Raw genomic sequence first — 16,806 nt, forward strand, 5'->3', positions numbered from 1 at the left:
CATTCGAATCTCCCGCTGGTGCTCCCGCAGAAATCGAAGCACGTATGCGTATTATGGAAAACGTTTTGCGTTATCTCATTATCCGTAAAGAGGCGTAAGAAGGAGGTAATCCTATGAACAAAGTGATTCTCATGGGCCGACTGACTAAAGACCCCGAAGTAAGATATTCTCAGGGGAGTGAACCTTTGGCTGTTGCCAGATACACTTTGGCGGTAAACCGCCGTTTCAAACGCCAGGGCGAGCCCGATGCTGATTTTATCAATTGTGTTTCTTTTGGTAAATCAGGTGAATTCGCGGAAAGATACTTCAAAAAAGGCCAGATGGTTAGCGTTGTCGGTAGACTTCAGGTTCGTTCCTGGGACGATAACGAGGGCAAAAAACGGTGGAGTACAGACGTTGTAGTAGAAGAACAGCACTTTGCAGAAAGCAAAGCATCTTTCGAAGGTCATAAGGCCGCTACTGCTACTACTACTGCTGCACCTAAGCAAACAGCCCAAGATGATGGTTTCTATCCTATTGATGAAAGCATCGAAGATGACGATCTGCCCTTCTAAAATCCAGTAAAGAAGGAGGACTTAGATATGATTCAAAAAAGACGTGGTCGTAGAAGAAAACGCGTTTGCCAATGTTGTGCTGATAAAATAGCAACAATCGATTATAAAGATGTAAATAAGCTGAGAAGATATATCTCGGAAAGAGGAAAAATCCTTCCCAGAAGAATTACAGGCAACTGTGCAAAGCATCAGAGAGCTTTGACAACTGCTATCAAAAGAGCAAGACATATGTGCCTGATGCCTTATTCACAGGACTAAAAAATATAAAAAAGACGGTTATACCGTCTTTTTTTGTTATTCTTTTGCAAGGTGGAAAAATAGAACGGGAATTTCTAAAAATTACCATAATTTCTTTCCCAAAACAATAATGCGTGCTATATTATAGTTGAAGCTGAGATTGACAAATCATTAGGGGGATTGGAAATGTCTGTTGCTTTCATTATAGAGGAACTTTTGATTTTATTAATTACCCTGTATTATTTGGCAAAAAACTATCCCGAGTTAATACCATGGGTGATTGGTATGGTAGTAGCAATGAAGGTTTTGGGGTTTGGTGTAAATAAGCTTGTGCAGAAGACCACGGGGGAAGATGCAAAAAGTATTGATAAGACTTCAAAAAATAAGGATTAATTTGGTACGGGATGAAAGATTTACATAAAACAAAACGTATTATTAAGATAAGAAAAGTAACATGACGAAGGGTTTTGGATTACACCGGACAAAAAACAAAGGGGAGGTTATAAGATGTTTTTATTATCTGTAGGAAGTGATTCGGTGCAACAGCTTGAGGGAAAGCCCCAGATTTTGCCTTGGTTTTTGGGGTTTTTATTGGCAATGTTTTTACTGAACTTGGCAATTAGTTTCTTTAGAAGAAAAAAAGCTGAGCATCACAAAAAGGCGCTGGATTCCAAAGAAGAAAAACAACAGAAACCTTGAATTTTAAGGGCAAATATGGGGAAATATCCAGAACAACACAGAAAAATCTTGTTATTTGTGGTTGACAATGGTTTCACATGGCCTTATAATGTGTTTGTAATTGAATATATGAAATTCTTCAGGGCAGGGTGAAATTCCCGATCGGCGGTAAAGTCCGCGAGCGCAATGCGCAGGATTTGGTGAGAGTCCAAAACCGACAGTATAGTCTGGATGGAAGAAGAATAAAAGTTTGATGTTTTTCGCATGGAAAAATGGTTATTGTTGCGAAAATGGGTCAGCCTTTATTTTGCTTGTTTAGCCTGAAGATTTTCAGGCTTTTTCTTTTGTAAAAATAGAAAAAGTTCGCTTTTGTTCTTTGGCGATCAACCTGAAAATTTTAACGGAAAATGGAGGAGAAATAAAATGGAAAATATATCTTCAAAAGTAACAGTCTCAGGAAGTGGGAAAAAAATGTCTACAAGGATTATGGTGTCTTTGGCAATGCTGGCGGCAATTTCTGTTGTTTTGGTAGCGGTAATTCACTTTCCTTTGATTCCCGCAGCTGCATTTTTAGAATATGATCCTGCGGACATCCCTATTTTGATTGGTGCTTTTGCCTTTGGCCCGATGGCAGGCGTATTACTTGTAATTGTTGTATCTGTCATTCAGGGGTTTACAGTAAGTGCAGGCGGTGGCATTATCGGGATTGTGATGCATATTATTGCAACGGGTGCGTGTGTGGTTGTTGCCGGCAGTATCTACAAGAAAAACAAAAGTAGAAAAACAGCTATTGCTGCATTGGTAGCCGGCGCTTTGGTGCAGACGGCGATCATGGTTATCATGAATATGATATTAACACCTTTATTTATGAATGTTTCATTAGAAACTGTAATTGCTATGCTGGTTCCCGCCATTATTCCTTTCAATTTATTAAAGGCAGGAATCAACTGCACAGCAACATTTATTCTCTATAAATCTATTTCCCATCTTTTAAAGGGAAATGAATAAACGGGAAAAGAAATAACCGTTGCTGTGGTTCCCAAACCCTTCCGTTTTTTAAAATAGGTTTTTAGACAGTCTGAGTCGTTCCTTTTATCAAGTCAAAGGAACGACCTCTTTTTTTGCAATATACAGGCTGAAAAAATGATTTATCAATTTTTTTATTGTCAGAGAAAGATAGATTGCATATAATGGTACTGATTGGACTCAGCTTGCAGGAGCAGAAAAGAGGTTTTTATATGAATAGAAAAACTGTAATCGTATTATTCGGTGGGCAATCATCAGAGCATGAGGTTTCCAGAATGTCTGCGACAACAATGATCAATGCAATAGACAGTAAGAAATATCAAGTCATCCCCGTTGGAATTACAAAGGAAGGGCAGTGGCTTATTTATACAGGTCCAACAGAGCATATTACCACGGGTCAGTGGGAAAAGTATGCGACTCCCGCAATTATAAGCCCTGATGCAAAACAGAAAGCGCTTTTGAAAATTGTGAACAGTCATGTGAAGGTAATCCCTGTTGATGTGGTTATTCCTGCGTTGCATGGTGCATGGGGAGAAGATGGAACCATCCAAGGGCTTTTGGAAATGGCATGCATTCCTTATGTAGGCTGCGGTGTTTTATCTTCCGCAGTTTGTATGGATAAAATTTATACAAAATTAATTGCAAAAAATGCTTCCATTCCTCAGGCAAAATATATTTGGTTTCAAAAAGAGGAACTGGATGAAATGGATAAACTTGTTGACCGAGTGGAAAAGAAGTTAGGATACCCATGTTTTGTGAAACCGGCAAATACAGGGTCTTCCGTGGGAATCAGCAAGGCAAAGAATCAAGAGACGTTAAGAAAAGCATTACGCTTAGCCGCAGAATATGACAGAAAAATAATTGTAGAAGAAGCCATTGTTGGCAGGGAGTTTGAATGCTCTGTTCTTGGTAATGAAACACCAATGGTAAGTGGTGTGGGAGAAGTTTTATCCGCAGCTGAATTTTATGATTATGATGCAAAATATAACAACAGTGATTCCCGTACATTGATTCCTGCCCCGATTACGGCGGAAGAAGAAAAGACAATACGAAAAATTGCCTCAAAAATATATCAGGCAGTTGATGGCAGTGGCTTAGCCCGTGTGGACTTTTTCATGGAGGAAGAGACAGGACGTGTTTTATTTAATGAAATTAATACAATGCCAGGGTTTACTTCCATTAGTATGTATCCTATGCTCTGGGACCAAGCGGGTATAGCGAAAGAGAAGCTGATGGATCACCTGATTGAGTTGGCGCTTCTGCGTGATAATGGAATCCGAGGCTGAGAAGAAAGAAGGAACCTTATGGATAAAAGACCGATTGGTATATTTGATTCAGGAGTGGGGGGGCTGACCGTTGTAAAACAGGTGATGAAGGTCATGCCTCATGAAAATATTGTTTATTTTGGTGATACGGCACGATTGCCCTATGGCAGTAAGTCAAAGGAAACAGTAACGAAATTTTCCAAGCAAAATGTAAGGTTTTTGCTTACTAAGAAAGTAAAAACAATTATTGTTGCTTGTAACACAGCCAGTTCCAACAGTTTGGAAGCGTTGCATAAAACTTTTGATGTGCCTATTTTTGGTGTGGTGGATGCAGGGGTGGCGGAAGCCCTTGGCACCACACAAAATAAAAAAATCGGTGTGATTGGTACGGCAGGCACGGTGCGCTCAGGCGCATACGAAAAAATGATTTGTAAAGAAGATAAAGAATTGCAGGTGTTTTCTAAGGCTTGCCCTCTTTTTGTTCCTTTGGCAGAGGAGGGGTGGACGGATAATGAAATTGCTCGCCTGACTGCGGAAAGGTATCTGGAAGAGTTGTTGGAAAAAGGGATAGATTCTTTGGTCTTAGGTTGTACACATTATCCCTTGCTTAAAAGGTGTATTGGAACAGTAGCCGGTATGGATGTAAAACTAGTTGACCCAGCAAAAGCAACCGCAAAACAGGTAAAGCTTTTTTTACGGGAAAAGGGAATTGAAAACTTTGGGGAAGCTCCGGGAGAAAGAAGTTTTTATTTAAGCGATTATACAGATATGTTTTATTCCATTTGCCAAAAGGCATTAAAACAAGGTTATAACCCAGAAATTATTGATATTGAGCAGTTTTAATTATAAGAGGAGCGTGGGAAATTTCGTTAGAATTTTTCAACGCATTTTCTTTCATATTGGATTATAAATTAATTTTACATCGGATAAACGCTGTTACGGAGGGAGAAACATGGCGGCACAAGAAAAGAGAGCGATCCTGATTGTTGATGATGTTAAGGCGAACCGTGTAACGATCCGTGAAATTTTCAAGGAAGATTACATGGTTTTGGAGGCGCAAAGTGGGAAAGAGGCACTGGAGCTCATTCATGCTTATGCCGAAAATTTGGCAGCTGTATTATTGGATATTATTATGCCAATTATGGATGGGTTTGGCGTTTTGGAAGTTTTGCACCAGCATAATTTTATGGAAAAAGTCCCGGTCTTTCTCATTACGGCGGAGTGTACAGAGGCGGCAACGCTGCGTGCCTTTGAACTAGGGGTTATGGATGTTATAGAAAGACCCATTGTTGCCCATATTGTGAAGAAACGGATTGAAAGCATCATCGAGCTTTGTACCATGCGTAATCAATTAAATGACCAGGTTGTATTGCAGGAGAAAAAGCTCAACGAAAAAACAAAAGAAATTCAGAGTTTAAATAATGCTATGATTGGCGCATTGGCCACTGCAATTGAGTTTCGAGATGGGGAAAGTGGCGAGCATGTTAAACGTATACATGATATAACTTTATTTCTATTGAAAAGAACAAAGTTTGGCGAAGGTTTAACCCAGCAAGAGATTGATAAGATTGCAACGGCATCCATTATGCATGATGTGGGAAAAATCGCAATTCCAGACTATATTTTAAATAAACCTTCGAAACTTACAAAAGAAGAATATGATATAATGAAAACTCATACGGTACGGGGATGTGAGCTTTTAAGCCAGATTCCTGTAATCCATCATAATTCTGTGTATCGTTTTGCATACGATATTTGCAGACATCATCATGAACGCTGGGATGGGTATGGCTATCCTGATGGTTTAAAGGGAGATGAAATTTCACCTTGGTCCCAAATTGTGGGTTTAGCGGACGTATATGATGCCTTGACCAGCAAGCGGGTATATAAAAAGGCATATTCCCATGAAAAAGCCATGGATATGATTGTCAATGGAGAAAGTGGAACCTTTAACCCTGCCCTAATTCAAGAGTTCTTAAACCATTCAGCGGAGATCAAGGAAGCCATGTGCACACAGCTTAACAGATGTCAAGATGCATAGGGAATCAGGTGCAGTGATAAACAGAAGAGATTATTTTATTTTTTAATCAAATGTACATACTGGCTTAGGAGCGCATAACGAAGAGGAAGCTTTTAAATAACAGAGAGAAAGGACAGAGAAGATTTCTGTCCTTTTGTGCTGTATAGGTATCTTTAATATAGATTTAGTGTTGATAGTAGGTTCGTATATGTTTCTACACCATAGCACAGAATTTTTTCATCAAAATCAAAATCTGCACTGTGCAAGGGATGGGTAAAGCCTTTTTCCTGGTTTCCTGCACCTAAAAAGAAGAATAAGCCGGGGACTGCTTGTTGGAAAAAGGAGAAGTCTTCTGCAAGCATATAGGGCTTTGTTGTGATATAGTTTTCGCCGCAGGCTGTCTCCAAAGCACGAACCAAGTCAGGATCATTATTTACTACGCGATACATATGGTTAAACGTAACGTTGCCTTGGCAGCCATAGCCTTCGGCAATGTATTTTACCGTTTCTTCCACACGCTGAACCATTTTTTCATAAACCTCATCGGAAAAAGCACGCATGGTTCCGTCGATACGAACCTCTTTTGCCACAATATTACAAGCTTCTCCCCCATGAATGGAACCAAAGGATAATATGCCGCTGTCCAAAGGAGAGATATTGCGGGATAAAATGGTGTGCAGACCACAGAGAACCGCCCCTGCCGCCAAAAGTGCATCTGCACCCAAATGGGGTTGAGCACCGTGGGAGCTTTTCCCAAGAATATGCAGATAAACTTCCCCATTTCTTGCCATCATTCCTCCGGATTTGCATGCGATTTTGCCTTGGGGAACTTCCGGGAAGATATGACAACCGATTATTTTGGAGATGTTGTATTTTTCAATGATTCCTGCCTCAACCATAAGCTGAGCACCACCGGGGCCTTCCTCGGCAGGCTGGAAAATCAAAATAATATCAGCCTTTGGACGCTCTTTTTGCGCCATAAGGTATTTGGCAAAGCCAAGGAGGATGGTCATATGCCCATCATGTCCGCAGGCGTGCATCAAGCCTTCATGGCAGGATGCGTAAGGGCGAGGTGGTTCTTGCACAGTCAGGGCATCCATATCGGCACGAAAGGCAATGGGTTTTTCCTTCCCCTGCCCTTTGATCAACCCAATAATACCCGTTTCCAAACAACGTTCCACTTTGTCAATACCCAAGGTTTTCAGCATATTTTCTATGTAAGCGGCGGTTTTATGCTCTGAAAGGCCTAACTCGGGAATCTGATGCAAGTCTCGCCGTATTTGTCTTAGCTCTTGCTCCATATTTAAAATATCTTCACGCAAAAAAATCCCTCCTTTTTCATAATTTCTATTATTGTATCACAAAAAACTACCCAGAACCTTGGAAAATGTTTTTTTTTCATATATAATATGTATCATACTATCATGAATGGAGGAACGAAAGATGAATTATGATATGACAAATCCTTATGAGATTGCAAAATATATTAAGGATGCAAAGAAGGTTACACCTGTAAAGGTTTTTGTAAATGGTGATTTAAGTGGCGTGAAAAAAGAGAATGTAAAAATATTCGGAAACGGAAATTTCTGGATGATGATTGGTGATTTTGTTTTAGTGAAAGAAGTTTTGGATGCCAAAGCTGCAGAAATTCAGGAATACCACATGGAATATGACAGAAGAAATTCAGCGGTACCTATGTTGGATCTTACCAATTTAGAGGCACGTATTGAGCCCGGCTGCTTTATTCGTGATCGGGTAAAAATCGGTAAAAATGCCGTTGTAATGATGGGTGCAGTGATTAATATTGGTGCAGAGATTGGCGATGGCACCATGATTGATATGAATGCCGTTTTAGGTGCAAGAGCCACTGTAGGGAAAAATGCGCATATCGGCGCCGGCGCAGTATTGGCGGGGGTTTTGGAGCCACCCAGTGCAACACCTGTTATTGTAGGTGATGGCGCTTTAATTGGCGCTAATGCAGTGGTATTAGAAGGCGTTCAGATTGGTGCAAATGCTGTTGTAGCGGCTGGGGCAATTGTAACAGAGGATGTGCCTGAGGGCGCAGTGGCTGCAGGTTCTCCCGCGAAAGTAATTAAGATGAAAGATGAAAAAACAGAAAGTAAGACACAGCTTTTAGATGACCTAAGAAAATAAAAAAGAGTTGGTTTTCCTTAAACAAGAATGTTGCCAATCCTTAGAAGGATGATCATATTATTGTTTAATGAATAAAAGGCTTGGTAAAAATATTTTATCAAGCTTTTTTGATTGCTTGCAAGATGGAATGGGTTGTGCTACCATAAATATGTAATCCTTTTGAGTGGAGAAAATAGGAATGGAAAGGAAAGAAAAAATGAAAAAGAGTTTGGCATTTTTGATTTCGGTTTTTTTAATATTTTTAACTGCCTGTGGTGGTGCTAAGGATACGGGTACTGCTTATACAGAGGTAAATGTAGAAGAAGGAATCACTTTGACCCTAGAGGAGGATACGTTAAAGAGTTCCCGAGCAACCTTTCTTCTTGCCAATAATACAGAAGAGGCTGTTAATTACAGTACAAATGAATACCATTTTGAACAGATGAATGATGGGCAGTGGAAGGAATTTACCGGGACAGCCGAATCCAACTGGGGTGATGAAACATCTGTTTTGGAAGCAGGGGAAGAGATAGCGTTAAGCTATAACTGGAAAACTTTTTGCGGAGCTACTACTGAAGGTACGCAATATCGTTTGATTATCATGGTAAATGACAGCCCTGTTGCGGCAGAATTTACCGGGATTTAGGATTCGTTTTTTTAATGAGAGACAAGATATTAATACAGTCTGACTTCCAATATTGAAAGAATATACAGTACAAACATAAGGAAGCATTTTTGCAAAGCTGTTTCCAAGCCGGATTTTTGGGCGAGGGATAAGCAAGGGCAAAATGCTTTCTTTTTTTGGGAATCAATTTTCAAAAGGAATAAAATTGGTTTTTTTTGCTTATATTTAGGGTAATAGGAAGGAGGCAAGCAGATGAGAAAAGGCAAACAAAATTTGCTGACGGAAGGGGAAAAAATACTCCTTGCCATACAGGAAGTTCAGACAAAGTTAATTTGTGCCAGACAAGGCTTTGAAACGGCAACGGAGGAAGCATTGGTGGATAGTTATATTTATGAAATTACTGCATTGCAAAAAAAATATGACTATTTTATAAAAACAGCAAAGGAAATGGGGTTGACGGGACCTTTTCGCAAGATAGGTTAGGATACGCAAAAGGGGGAGAATGGAAGTATGACAAATGTGTTGGCGATTATAATTGTTAGTTGTTTGCTCATTTTGGCGTTGGCTACATTGGCAAAACCATTAAGAATATTTTTTCGATTCATTCTTTCGGCGGCAGTTGGCGGTTGTTGCCTATGGCTTTGTAATCGGTTTGGTCTTCAGGTCGGGGTGAACCCTGCTACGGTATGCACCGTTGGGCTGTTGGGGGCGCCGGGATTTGTAGGACTGTTGGTTTTAAGTTTTTTTTTATAAAAGAGAGTTATTGTTTGACATTTAAGAAGAAATGTGTTATATTTTTTTGTGGATAATACTGTGGATAATATTGTGGATAATCAGGGCTTCCCTGTGCATAAAACTTGATTATTTGCAGATCCACACGAAAAAAATCCTTAGATGATAAGATTTAACCCCATTTCTTATCTATGAAAAAACTCACTGCATTGCAGTGAGTTTTTTCATAGAAAAAGCAGGTGAAAATTGTGGATAACTTAATAAAATTTATAGAAAAATTTCATGAACAACTATTGGCACACAGTTATGTGGAGGTAAAAAGTGTAAATGGAGATAGCATACCGAGAATTTATATCCGTGTGGAAAATCCCGTTTTGTATATCTTGGGTGTATTTGATAAAGAGACGCAGAAAAAAACAACGGAGATATTAACTGCCTATACAAAACAAATGTCGGAAGAACTGGAAGATCTAAGGTGTAATCATTTGGTTAGCCTTGGAATACTGGTGGCGGAGGAGGAAGGGGAAAAGCCTTCAACGGTTTATTTAGACAGTCGAATCCATGGAGTAAATTGGAGATATTCATTAAAAGAAAAAAAAGTTTTTGCAGGAGAAGGAGAACCGAATCGCCTTTTTGGAATAGAAAAGCTATTGTTATCTGCCTCGAAGGGAGAGGTTGCGGCAATACCTCTTAAGCCGGCAGTTAGAAGGGGAAAGCCATGGGTATGTATTGCTATTTTTATGCTTTGCTTGTTGTCCCTTATGTACACTACCCTTTCCGGAAATGGAGCAAGCACAATACGAGCCCTTGGGCTTAGCAGAAGCGGCATTCTGGAAGGGGAATATTATCGTTTTTTAACCTCTATGTTTTTACATAGCGGAATCCTTCATTTGGTTTCAAACAGTATTTTTTTATACTATTTTGGTGTTAGGGCAGAGTATATATTAGGAAGACGACGTTTTTTAGGCGTGTACCTTATTTCCGGTCTTTGTGGTGGAATTTTTAGCATAATAGCCCATAATGTTTTGGGCATCGGGGCGTCCGGAGCTATATATGGAGTACTGGGTGCCATGCTGATGCTGACAAAGAAAAACGGTTCTCAATATACAGGGATGAATTATTCTACTATGCTGCTTTTGGCCGTTACCTCCATAGGCTTTGGCTTTTTGGATATAGGAGTGGATAATTTTGCCCATATCGGTGGCTTTATTGGTGGAATTTTGGTATTCTTAATTTACGGGAAATATGATGAGAAAAAAGGCGGGTTATCCACATAATTTATGGGGATAATGTGGAGGTTATCCACTTGAAAAATATGCACCACAAGGTGAATAATAAACGTTCCCCAATTTACAACGATTTTTTGATGTTAAAATGTCGAAGCAAGAAATTTAGCACTACATATTGGGGTATACATAAAAAGTTATCAACAAAAAACCTGTGGATAACGTTGTCAAGATGTGGATAACTATGTTTATAAAGGAAGGTAAGAAGGTAAAATGCAACTGGATTTTCAAAAAAAATTATTGCAAAATTTTAATAATTCTGGGTTTGACCAAAAGAAACTAGTTTTTGGAGAAGGGGCAGCGACGCCGTTATTAATGATGATCGGTGAGGCCCCCGGAGGAGAGGAGGAAAAACAGGGCAGACCCTTTGTAGGTAAAGCAGGGAAAAACCTTTCTTCTTTTTTGGAAGTCATTGGTTTAAAGCGTGAGGAAATCTATATTTCCAACGTGGTGAAATTGCGCCCCACTAAGGCAAGTCCCAAAACAGGGAAAGCGGTAAACCGCCCCCCCTCCAAAGAAGAAATCGCTTTTTTTCTTCCTTTCTTGGAGGAAGAAATTCTTATAATTTCACCAAAAGTCATTGTTACATTGGGAAATGTTCCGTTAAAGGCAGTTTCCGGGGACAAAAGCATTACTATTGGCGACGTCCATGGCCGACCATATCCCTTGACAGCGGAAAGGGTTCTGTTTCCCTTATACCATCCGGCGGCAGTGATATACAACCGAGCGTTATCGGAGGTATATCAGGAGGATTTACGTAAATTAAAGGAATTTTTGACGGTACAATGAGAAAGGAGTCAGTTGGTTATGGCAAAAGCGGCAGTTGTTTTTCGTTCCGAGTATGGCAGTACAAAAAGATATGCTTCATACATAGCAGAAAAATTGCAGGCTGATCTTTTCAGTACAGATGAGGTGAAAGATATTTCTGTGTATGATACCATTGTTTACGGTGGTGGTATTTATGCCGGTGCGTTAAACGGAAGTGACTGGTTGCAAAAAAATAAAGAGGCACTATTGCATAAAAAATTGATTATTTTTACCTGTGGGATCAGCGATCCTCAAGAGCCTAAAAACTTAGAAAGTATTCATGCTTATTTGAAGAAGAATCTTACGGAAGAATTGGTTTGCCATGCTAAGGTTTTTTGTTTCCATGGAGCATTAGATTATAAGAAATTAAAATTCACCCATAAGGGTATTATGACTGTTGTTTTTCAGGCTTTAAAACGTAAAAAGGAACATAGTGCCCAGGATGAAGTGATGTTGAAATGTCGAGATGTGCCTGTGGATTTTGTAGATGTTTCTCAAGCGGAGGCGTTGATAGAATTTGTAAAGGAATGAAGTTATGGAATTTGAAGGGAAAATCGTCGTTATTACAGGGGGCGTTCATGGAATAGGGAAAGCGATTGCAGATGCATTTTTACAAGAAGGGGCTACGGTTTGTATCATTGATAGAGAAGAAAATCCTTTTTTTATAGGGGATATTGGGGACAAAGAAGTTCTGGAAGCATTCGCAAAAAAAGTAATTGATACCTATGGAAGGGTAGATTATTTAATTAATAATGCAATGATTTCCATGGGTGGACTGAATGCCTGCGGATATGGTGCTTTTGATTATACACTGCGTGTTGGGGTGATTGCACCATATTACTTAACCAAACTATTTAATTCCTATTTTACCCTTGGCGGTGCAATTGTAAATATATCATCTTCCAGAGATCGGATGAGCCAGCCCAATACAGAAAGCGATACGGCGGCAAAGGGTGACCTTTCCTCCTTGACCCATGCCTTAGCCGTGAGCCTTGGGGGAAGAGTAAGGGTAAATTCTATTTCGCCCGGATGGATAGATACGGCATATACTGTTTATGATGGTGCGGATGCAACCCAGCATCCTGTAAAGCGTGTGGGCAACCCCATGGACGTTGCAAATATGGTACTGTTTTTATGCAGTGAAAAGGCAGGGTTTATTACAGGTGAAAATATTTGTATTGACGGCGGAATGACACGGCAGATGATCTATCATGATGATAACGGTTGGATTTTAGATGAATAAAAAAAACATCCTTTACACCATTTGGTAAAAGAGGATGTTTTTTTGAGTAATTATTTAAGTTTGCTTCACATGAATAGGATAAAGCTTGTATTTTTAAGCATGAAGTTCCACGAGATAAGCAGAGTTTATAAATTTTTCTGCCATTCGTCCTCTTTAAAGCCTATCAAAATAAAATTTTCGCCAATGAGTAGAGGTCGTTTTACCAGCATTCCATTTGTGCTTAACAGTTGAAGCTGTTCCTCTTCACTCATCTGAGGTAGTTTATCTTTTAAACCCATTTCCTTATATAAAAGTCCACTGGTATTAAAAAATTTTTTTAAGGGCAAACCACTCATTTTCCACCAAAATTCCAATTCCTCTGCGGAGGGGTTTTGTTCAACCATATGACGTTCAAAATAATCCACATTAGCGGAATCCAACCATTTTTTTGCCTTTCTACTCGTGCTGCATTTTGGGTAATGTAAAAACATAAGACTCATACGCATACCTCCTTTTTTACATTATAATACGGCTTCCTTGGTATTTGCAAGAATGGTTGGGATTGCATTTTGAAATAAACAGCTGTAAAATGAGAAAAAGTTTGGAAGCGTTTATGAGAAATGAATTTGTTTATAATTTATAATTACATTATCATTGTGGAATAGAGGAGGAATGTAATATGAAGTTCGGATTTATCGGAGCGGGCAATATGGTCAGTGCAATTGTAAAAGGGATGACATTAGGAACCGGAAGTTATGAGGGGAAAAGTATTTTTATAAGCAGTAAAAGTGTTGCATCTGCAAAAAAATTAGCGGAAGAATGTGGTGCAAATGCTTGCAATACTTCCAGAGAGGTGATTCAAAACAGCGATGTGGTCATTCTCGGTGTAAAACCAAATGTACTATCGGTTATTCTCCCGGAATTACAAGGGGATTTTGCAGAAAAGAAGCCCCTTGTGGTTTCCATTGCTGCAGGGAAAACCTTAGAGTATTTAAGTGATTTTTTTCCTGAAAAAACACCAATTGTAAGAGTAATGCCCAATATTAATGCAAAAATCGGTGCATCCACTACAGGGCTTTGTGTCAATGAATTTGTAAGTGAACAGCAAAGAAAACTGGTAGGGGATGTTTTTTCCACAATTGGAACCGTTGCAGAGATAGAGGAAAGTCAATTTTCCATATTCAGCGTTATTGGCGGTGCATCGGTAGCTTTTGCTTATTTATACATGGATGCCTTAGCCCATGCTGCATTAAAAGCGGGCATGCCCAAAAAACAGGCATTACAAATTACGGCAGAAACTGTTTTGGGTAGTGCAAAGATGGTTTTAGAAAGCAATGAGGCACCATGGCCTTTGATTGATCAGGTTTGTTCTCCCGGGGGAACTACCATTGAGGGGGTTACTGCTTTACAGGCGGAAGGCTTTGAGGCCACTTTGGTGAAGGCCTTTGATGCAGTTTTGGCAAAGGATAAAGCGATTGGCCAAAAGAAATAAAAGATAGCTCTTAAAATATTTTTCTTTCTGTAAGAATGGTTTCTAATTTCTCTTTTAAATGCATAAAGATAAAGAGAGTATAATAATCAAAAAGGGGAAGAGAAATGTATCCAAATAATACGCGAAGGAACATGCAAAACGCTGGGATGGGTATGACCAATATTACTGACTATGGGCCTGATCCTTTTGTGGTAAATATTGATATGGTAACCAAACAAAATCAAAATTATCGTACTGCGCTATGGACAGGGAAATATTTACAAACAACGTTGATGAGTATTCCTCCCGGTGGAGATATTGGTTTAGAGATGCATCCTGATGTTGATCAGTTTATCCGTGTCGAAGATGGTATAGGCGTTGTTCAAATGGGAAGCAATAAGGATAAGTTAAATTATCAGGGAAATGTGGATGGGCGATTTGCAATTTTTGTTCCTGCGGGAACATGGCACAATGTTATTAATATGGGGAGTATGCCATTAAAGGTATATACAATATATGCCCCTCCCCATCATCCAAGTGGTACTGTCCAAGCTACAAAAAAAGATGCAGAGGAAGGGGAAGCAAAGGAGCATAAATAAAGATAAAATCACAACTCCTTTTTGTTTTACCATAATGGCTGTATATGGGAATAATTTTATTTTAAAAAAAGCTGATGCGAAAGAGCATCAGCTTTTAATCGTTATAAAGATGAATTCGTTTTTTCCTAAAAATGTAAGCCTTTTTAGCAGAAAAATTGATCGAATTTTTATGTATTACTGTCTTTTCGTAAGGGAAAGAAAAATCATTTTTTCTATGTATAAGAAAAGGCTAGCTTAATTTTTGATAAGTAATTTTAAATATGGAAGAACTTAGGAAAATTGGTTTTAAAACAAGAATATTTAGTTATAAATAAACGGAAGAATAACGTTTTTGGCAATCTATTTTATTGCTTTTATGTCTGGCTTTTGGTAATCTATTAGTAAGGAAACGGTGAATACGAAACAGCTTATCTAAAGTGTTAACCAATAGAAAAACCTCTTTTATTTTTTATATATTTAACTTCGAAGCCAACCCTTACTCTATAGAAATTTGGTGAAAAAAATGATTGACGTTTTGTATTTGCAAATAAATATTATTGGTATGATGATTTTAGGCATCATCCTCATGAATCAACAAAATATAAACGATGGTACAGGCCGGCAAAAAGCATTTATTTGTCTGATTTATTCGGTTTTTGCAATTTTGATTTTAGATTCTGGCATGTGGCTAATTGATGGAAAGCAATTACCTTATTTTAGGGCCTTAAATTTACTTGTGTCCAGCATGTATTATTTTTTTAATTGCTTTATTGGCTTTGTTTGGTTCATTTACATGTCTTTATTATTTTATGATAAAAAAATAAAAGACAGGAAATTTTGGAAAATCATTTCAATACCTGTGATTTTGAATAGTCTTCTAATTTTTCTAAATTTAAAGTATAAATTTTACTTTTATATTAATGAATATAATATTTATTCAAGGGGCTCTTTATTCTTTATCGCATTTGTCATTGTACTGCCGTATTTTATAATTCCGTTTTATTACTGTCTGCGGGTTTATCGAATGTCTGATAATATAATTGAGAAAAAAAGTTGTGCCATAATAGCAAAAATTTATGTGCTGCCTATTATTGGTGTGATTATTCAAAATTTATTTTATGGACTTTCATTAATATGGATTTGTGTAGTGCTATCATTATTATTAATATTTATCAATTTTCAAAACAAAAGAATTTCAACGGATCCTTTAACACAACTGAATAATCGGTGTCAATTTGATGTATATTTACAAAGTATTCAGCGAGGTATGACCAGGGGGGTACGATATTCTATTGTGTTTATCGATGTGGATAAATTCAAGAAAATTAATGATTACTACGGTCATGTTTATGGAGATAGAGTATTAATTGCAGTAGCGGGTGTTTTGAGACAGGCATGTGAAGAAAAAGGAGCAATTATTGGCCGATATGGCGGTGATGAGTTCTATGTGTTCTGCAAGACGGCAATAAAAGATGAGATCATAAAGCGCATTTACAAATATTTAGATGAATATAACGGGACAAATAATGAGGGAGTTATTTTATCCTTAAGTATAGGAACATCGGATTTTGAAGCGGAAGAGTTCCGGGACATGGAAAGCTTTGTGGAACTGGCAGACAAAGCAATGTATGAAAATAAAATGAAGTAAGAATAAAAGCCGCACAGAGTGCTGATTTAGCCATGTGCAGCTTTTTTTATTTCATGCTTTTAGTGAGTATCTTTAGAATCATCTTCGTGGTTTTCTAAATGCCTTCTAAGCAGGACATTTACATATTGTGAAAAGGAACGATCGGCTTTTTCGGCAAGTTTTTTTATCTTTTCAACAATATCGTTATCTAAGGTCATACTTACTTTTACTTTAAGGGGTTTCATATTTATCACCTCTGCTATGATAATAGCAGTATATCCTTTTTAATATTGCATTACAAGATAAAATGCATAAAGTAGGTTTTAAATTAACTCTTTAAACTTGATTTAAGAACCCCGTATCTAATTAGATACGGGGTTTTTATTATGTTTTAAATTGAAATCAGAATAACTCAGACATCTTTTTGTAAGACTGGTATTTTTCTGTTGCCTGTTCTGCGGCTTCTTTCAACAATATTTTGGCTGTTTCAGGGAAGGTACGAACCAAAGAGGAATAACGAACCTCACCCATAATAAAGTCATTGT

General features: G+C 38.3%; 22 protein-coding genes and 1 riboswitch. Of the genes, 19 read left to right on the top strand and 3 right to left on the bottom strand.

All coding sequences use genetic code 11. The annotated features are described in order from the left end of the window. The first annotated feature begins 113 nt into the window (after nucleotides 1-113). From P9Q65_RS11625 to P9Q65_RS11660, 8 genes are all read left to right on the top strand, one after another. Nucleotides 114-554, top strand: coding sequence for a single-stranded DNA-binding protein (locus P9Q65_RS11625; protein WP_304509592.1), 441 nt, complete (start codon nucleotides 114-116; stop codon nucleotides 552-554). 27 nt (nucleotides 555-581) lie between these two features. Continuing rightward, complete coding sequence (rpsR, locus tag P9Q65_RS11630) at nucleotides 582-812, top strand: 30S ribosomal protein S18 (protein WP_304509593.1); 231 nt, start codon at nucleotides 582-584, stop codon at nucleotides 810-812. Nucleotides 813-977: 165 nt separating this feature from the next. Continuing rightward, nucleotides 978-1,184 (top strand): hypothetical protein, encoded by a 207-nt coding sequence (locus P9Q65_RS11635; RefSeq protein WP_304509594.1) that lies wholly within the window; start codon nucleotides 978-980, stop codon nucleotides 1,182-1,184. 114 nt (nucleotides 1,185-1,298) lie between these two features. Further along, nucleotides 1,299-1,490, top strand: coding sequence for a hypothetical protein (locus P9Q65_RS11640; RefSeq protein WP_304509595.1), 192 nt, complete (start codon nucleotides 1,299-1,301; stop codon nucleotides 1,488-1,490). Nucleotides 1,491-1,600: 110 nt separating this feature from the next. After that, a riboswitch (FMN riboswitch) is annotated at nucleotides 1,601-1,716 on the top strand. Nucleotides 1,717-1,892: 176 nt separating this feature from the next. Further along, entirely contained in the window at nucleotides 1,893-2,477 is a 585-nt protein-coding gene (locus P9Q65_RS11645) for an ECF transporter S component (RefSeq protein WP_304509596.1), read from the top strand. A 230-nt stretch (nucleotides 2,478-2,707) separates the two neighbouring features. After that, nucleotides 2,708-3,781, top strand: a complete 1,074-nt coding sequence (locus P9Q65_RS11650; protein WP_304509597.1) for a D-alanine--D-alanine ligase family protein — start codon at nucleotides 2,708-2,710, stop codon at nucleotides 3,779-3,781. Nucleotides 3,782-3,799: 18 nt separating this feature from the next. After that, nucleotides 3,800-4,603: a glutamate racemase gene (murI, locus tag P9Q65_RS11655; protein WP_304509598.1), complete on the top strand. Its 804-nt coding sequence runs from the start codon at nucleotides 3,800-3,802 to the stop codon at nucleotides 4,601-4,603. Between the two features lie 109 nt (nucleotides 4,604-4,712). Then, nucleotides 4,713-5,801, top strand: a complete 1,089-nt coding sequence (locus P9Q65_RS11660) for an HD-GYP domain-containing protein (RefSeq protein ID WP_304509599.1) — start codon at nucleotides 4,713-4,715, stop codon at nucleotides 5,799-5,801. Between the two features lie 152 nt (nucleotides 5,802-5,953). Here P9Q65_RS11660 and P9Q65_RS11665 read toward each other — a convergent pair whose 3' ends face one another. Next, nucleotides 5,954-7,102 carry a M20 metallopeptidase family protein gene (locus P9Q65_RS11665; RefSeq protein ID WP_304509600.1) on the bottom strand — a complete coding sequence of 383 codons (1,149 nt, stop codon included), beginning with the start codon at nucleotides 7,100-7,102 and terminating at the stop codon, nucleotides 5,954-5,956. A gap of 121 nt (nucleotides 7,103-7,223) precedes the next feature. On the opposite strand from P9Q65_RS11665, the gene dapD reads away from it, so the two are divergent. The 8 genes from dapD (at nucleotide 7,224) to P9Q65_RS11705 (ending at nucleotide 12,606) form a co-directional block, all read left to right on the top strand. Next, a complete protein-coding gene (gene dapD, locus P9Q65_RS11670) occupies nucleotides 7,224-7,934 on the top strand; it encodes a 2,3,4,5-tetrahydropyridine-2,6-dicarboxylate N-acetyltransferase (protein ID WP_304509601.1) in 711 nt (236 codons plus the stop codon). A 178-nt stretch (nucleotides 7,935-8,112) separates the two neighbouring features. Next, nucleotides 8,113-8,559: an immunoglobulin-like domain-containing protein gene (locus tag P9Q65_RS11675; protein ID WP_304509602.1), complete on the top strand. Its 447-nt coding sequence runs from the start codon at nucleotides 8,113-8,115 to the stop codon at nucleotides 8,557-8,559. A 231-nt stretch (nucleotides 8,560-8,790) separates the two neighbouring features. Then, a complete protein-coding gene (locus P9Q65_RS11680) occupies nucleotides 8,791-9,021 on the top strand; it encodes a DUF2508 family protein (RefSeq protein ID WP_304509603.1) in 231 nt (76 codons plus the stop codon). Nucleotides 9,022-9,048: 27 nt separating this feature from the next. Continuing rightward, nucleotides 9,049-9,291: a pro-sigmaK processing inhibitor BofA family protein gene (locus P9Q65_RS11685; RefSeq protein ID WP_304509604.1), complete on the top strand. Its 243-nt coding sequence runs from the start codon at nucleotides 9,049-9,051 to the stop codon at nucleotides 9,289-9,291. Between the two features lie 227 nt (nucleotides 9,292-9,518). Further along, entirely contained in the window at nucleotides 9,519-10,547 is a 1,029-nt protein-coding gene (locus P9Q65_RS11690) for a rhomboid family intramembrane serine protease (RefSeq protein ID WP_304509605.1), read from the top strand. Between the two features lie 222 nt (nucleotides 10,548-10,769). Beyond that, complete coding sequence (locus P9Q65_RS11695) at nucleotides 10,770-11,345, top strand: uracil-DNA glycosylase (protein WP_304509606.1); 576 nt, start codon at nucleotides 10,770-10,772, stop codon at nucleotides 11,343-11,345. Nucleotides 11,346-11,363: 18 nt separating this feature from the next. Continuing rightward, on the top strand, nucleotides 11,364-11,894 hold the full coding sequence (locus P9Q65_RS11700) for a flavodoxin domain-containing protein (protein ID WP_304509607.1): 531 nt from the start codon (nucleotides 11,364-11,366) through the stop codon (nucleotides 11,892-11,894). 4 nt (nucleotides 11,895-11,898) lie between these two features. Continuing rightward, on the top strand, nucleotides 11,899-12,606 hold the full coding sequence (locus P9Q65_RS11705) for an SDR family oxidoreductase (protein WP_304509608.1): 708 nt from the start codon (nucleotides 11,899-11,901) through the stop codon (nucleotides 12,604-12,606). 125 nt (nucleotides 12,607-12,731) lie between these two features. On the opposite strand, the gene P9Q65_RS11710 is transcribed toward P9Q65_RS11705, so the two are convergent. After that, nucleotides 12,732-13,085, bottom strand: coding sequence for an arsenate reductase family protein (locus P9Q65_RS11710; protein ID WP_304509609.1), 354 nt, complete (start codon nucleotides 13,083-13,085; stop codon nucleotides 12,732-12,734). Nucleotides 13,086-13,264: 179 nt separating this feature from the next. On the opposite strand from P9Q65_RS11710, the gene proC reads away from it, so the two are divergent. From proC to P9Q65_RS11725, 3 genes are all read left to right on the top strand, one after another. Next, nucleotides 13,265-14,077, top strand: coding sequence for a pyrroline-5-carboxylate reductase (proC, locus tag P9Q65_RS11715; RefSeq protein WP_304509610.1), 813 nt, complete (start codon nucleotides 13,265-13,267; stop codon nucleotides 14,075-14,077). A gap of 104 nt (nucleotides 14,078-14,181) precedes the next feature. Then, nucleotides 14,182-14,655: a cupin domain-containing protein gene (locus P9Q65_RS11720; RefSeq protein WP_330695377.1), complete on the top strand. Its 474-nt coding sequence runs from the start codon at nucleotides 14,182-14,184 to the stop codon at nucleotides 14,653-14,655. 1,003 nt (nucleotides 14,656-15,658) lie between these two features. Beyond that, the gene (locus tag P9Q65_RS11725; RefSeq protein WP_304509611.1) at nucleotides 15,659-16,282 is read left to right on the top strand and encodes a GGDEF domain-containing protein; all 624 of its coding nucleotides are present in this window, start codon (nucleotides 15,659-15,661) and stop codon (nucleotides 16,280-16,282) included. 59 nt (nucleotides 16,283-16,341) lie between these two features. Here the strand turns inward: P9Q65_RS11725 and P9Q65_RS11730 are convergent, their stop codons facing one another. Beyond that, nucleotides 16,342-16,506: a DUF6364 family protein gene (locus P9Q65_RS11730; RefSeq protein WP_304509612.1), complete on the bottom strand. Its 165-nt coding sequence runs from the start codon at nucleotides 16,504-16,506 to the stop codon at nucleotides 16,342-16,344. Between the last annotated feature and the right edge of the window lie 300 nt (nucleotides 16,507-16,806).

Source organism: Anaerotignum sp. (assembly GCF_030625865.1).
Taxonomy (GTDB): Bacteria; Bacillota; Clostridia; order Lachnospirales; family Anaerotignaceae; genus Chakrabartyella.

Coding starts and splice junctions, on each gene's coding strand:
- P9Q65_RS11625 (WP_304509592.1), top strand. CDS start 114: ATGAACAAAGTGATTCTCATGGGCCGACTGACTAAAGACCCCGAAGTA.
- rpsR (WP_304509593.1), top strand. CDS start 582: ATGATTCAAAAAAGACGTGGTCGTAGAAGAAAACGCGTTTGCCAATGT.
- P9Q65_RS11635 (WP_304509594.1), top strand. CDS start 978: ATGTCTGTTGCTTTCATTATAGAGGAACTTTTGATTTTATTAATTACC.
- P9Q65_RS11640 (WP_304509595.1), top strand. CDS start 1,299: ATGTTTTTATTATCTGTAGGAAGTGATTCGGTGCAACAGCTTGAGGGA.
- P9Q65_RS11645 (WP_304509596.1), top strand. CDS start 1,893: ATGGAAAATATATCTTCAAAAGTAACAGTCTCAGGAAGTGGGAAAAAA.
- P9Q65_RS11650 (WP_304509597.1), top strand. CDS start 2,708: ATGAATAGAAAAACTGTAATCGTATTATTCGGTGGGCAATCATCAGAG.
- murI (WP_304509598.1), top strand. CDS start 3,800: ATGGATAAAAGACCGATTGGTATATTTGATTCAGGAGTGGGGGGGCTG.
- P9Q65_RS11660 (WP_304509599.1), top strand. CDS start 4,713: ATGGCGGCACAAGAAAAGAGAGCGATCCTGATTGTTGATGATGTTAAG.
- dapD (WP_304509601.1), top strand. CDS start 7,224: ATGAATTATGATATGACAAATCCTTATGAGATTGCAAAATATATTAAG.
- P9Q65_RS11675 (WP_304509602.1), top strand. CDS start 8,113: ATGGAAAGGAAAGAAAAAATGAAAAAGAGTTTGGCATTTTTGATTTCG.
- P9Q65_RS11680 (WP_304509603.1), top strand. CDS start 8,791: ATGAGAAAAGGCAAACAAAATTTGCTGACGGAAGGGGAAAAAATACTC.
- P9Q65_RS11685 (WP_304509604.1), top strand. CDS start 9,049: ATGACAAATGTGTTGGCGATTATAATTGTTAGTTGTTTGCTCATTTTG.
- P9Q65_RS11695 (WP_304509606.1), top strand. CDS start 10,770: ATGCAACTGGATTTTCAAAAAAAATTATTGCAAAATTTTAATAATTCT.
- P9Q65_RS11700 (WP_304509607.1), top strand. CDS start 11,364: ATGGCAAAAGCGGCAGTTGTTTTTCGTTCCGAGTATGGCAGTACAAAA.
- P9Q65_RS11705 (WP_304509608.1), top strand. CDS start 11,899: ATGGAATTTGAAGGGAAAATCGTCGTTATTACAGGGGGCGTTCATGGA.
- P9Q65_RS11710 (WP_304509609.1), bottom strand. CDS start 13,085: ATGAGTCTTATGTTTTTACATTACCCAAAATGCAGCACGAGTAGAAAG.
- proC (WP_304509610.1), top strand. CDS start 13,265: ATGAAGTTCGGATTTATCGGAGCGGGCAATATGGTCAGTGCAATTGTA.
- P9Q65_RS11720 (WP_330695377.1), top strand. CDS start 14,182: ATGTATCCAAATAATACGCGAAGGAACATGCAAAACGCTGGGATGGGT.
- P9Q65_RS11725 (WP_304509611.1), top strand. CDS start 15,659: ATGTCTGATAATATAATTGAGAAAAAAAGTTGTGCCATAATAGCAAAA.
- P9Q65_RS11730 (WP_304509612.1), bottom strand. CDS start 16,506: ATGAAACCCCTTAAAGTAAAAGTAAGTATGACCTTAGATAACGATATT.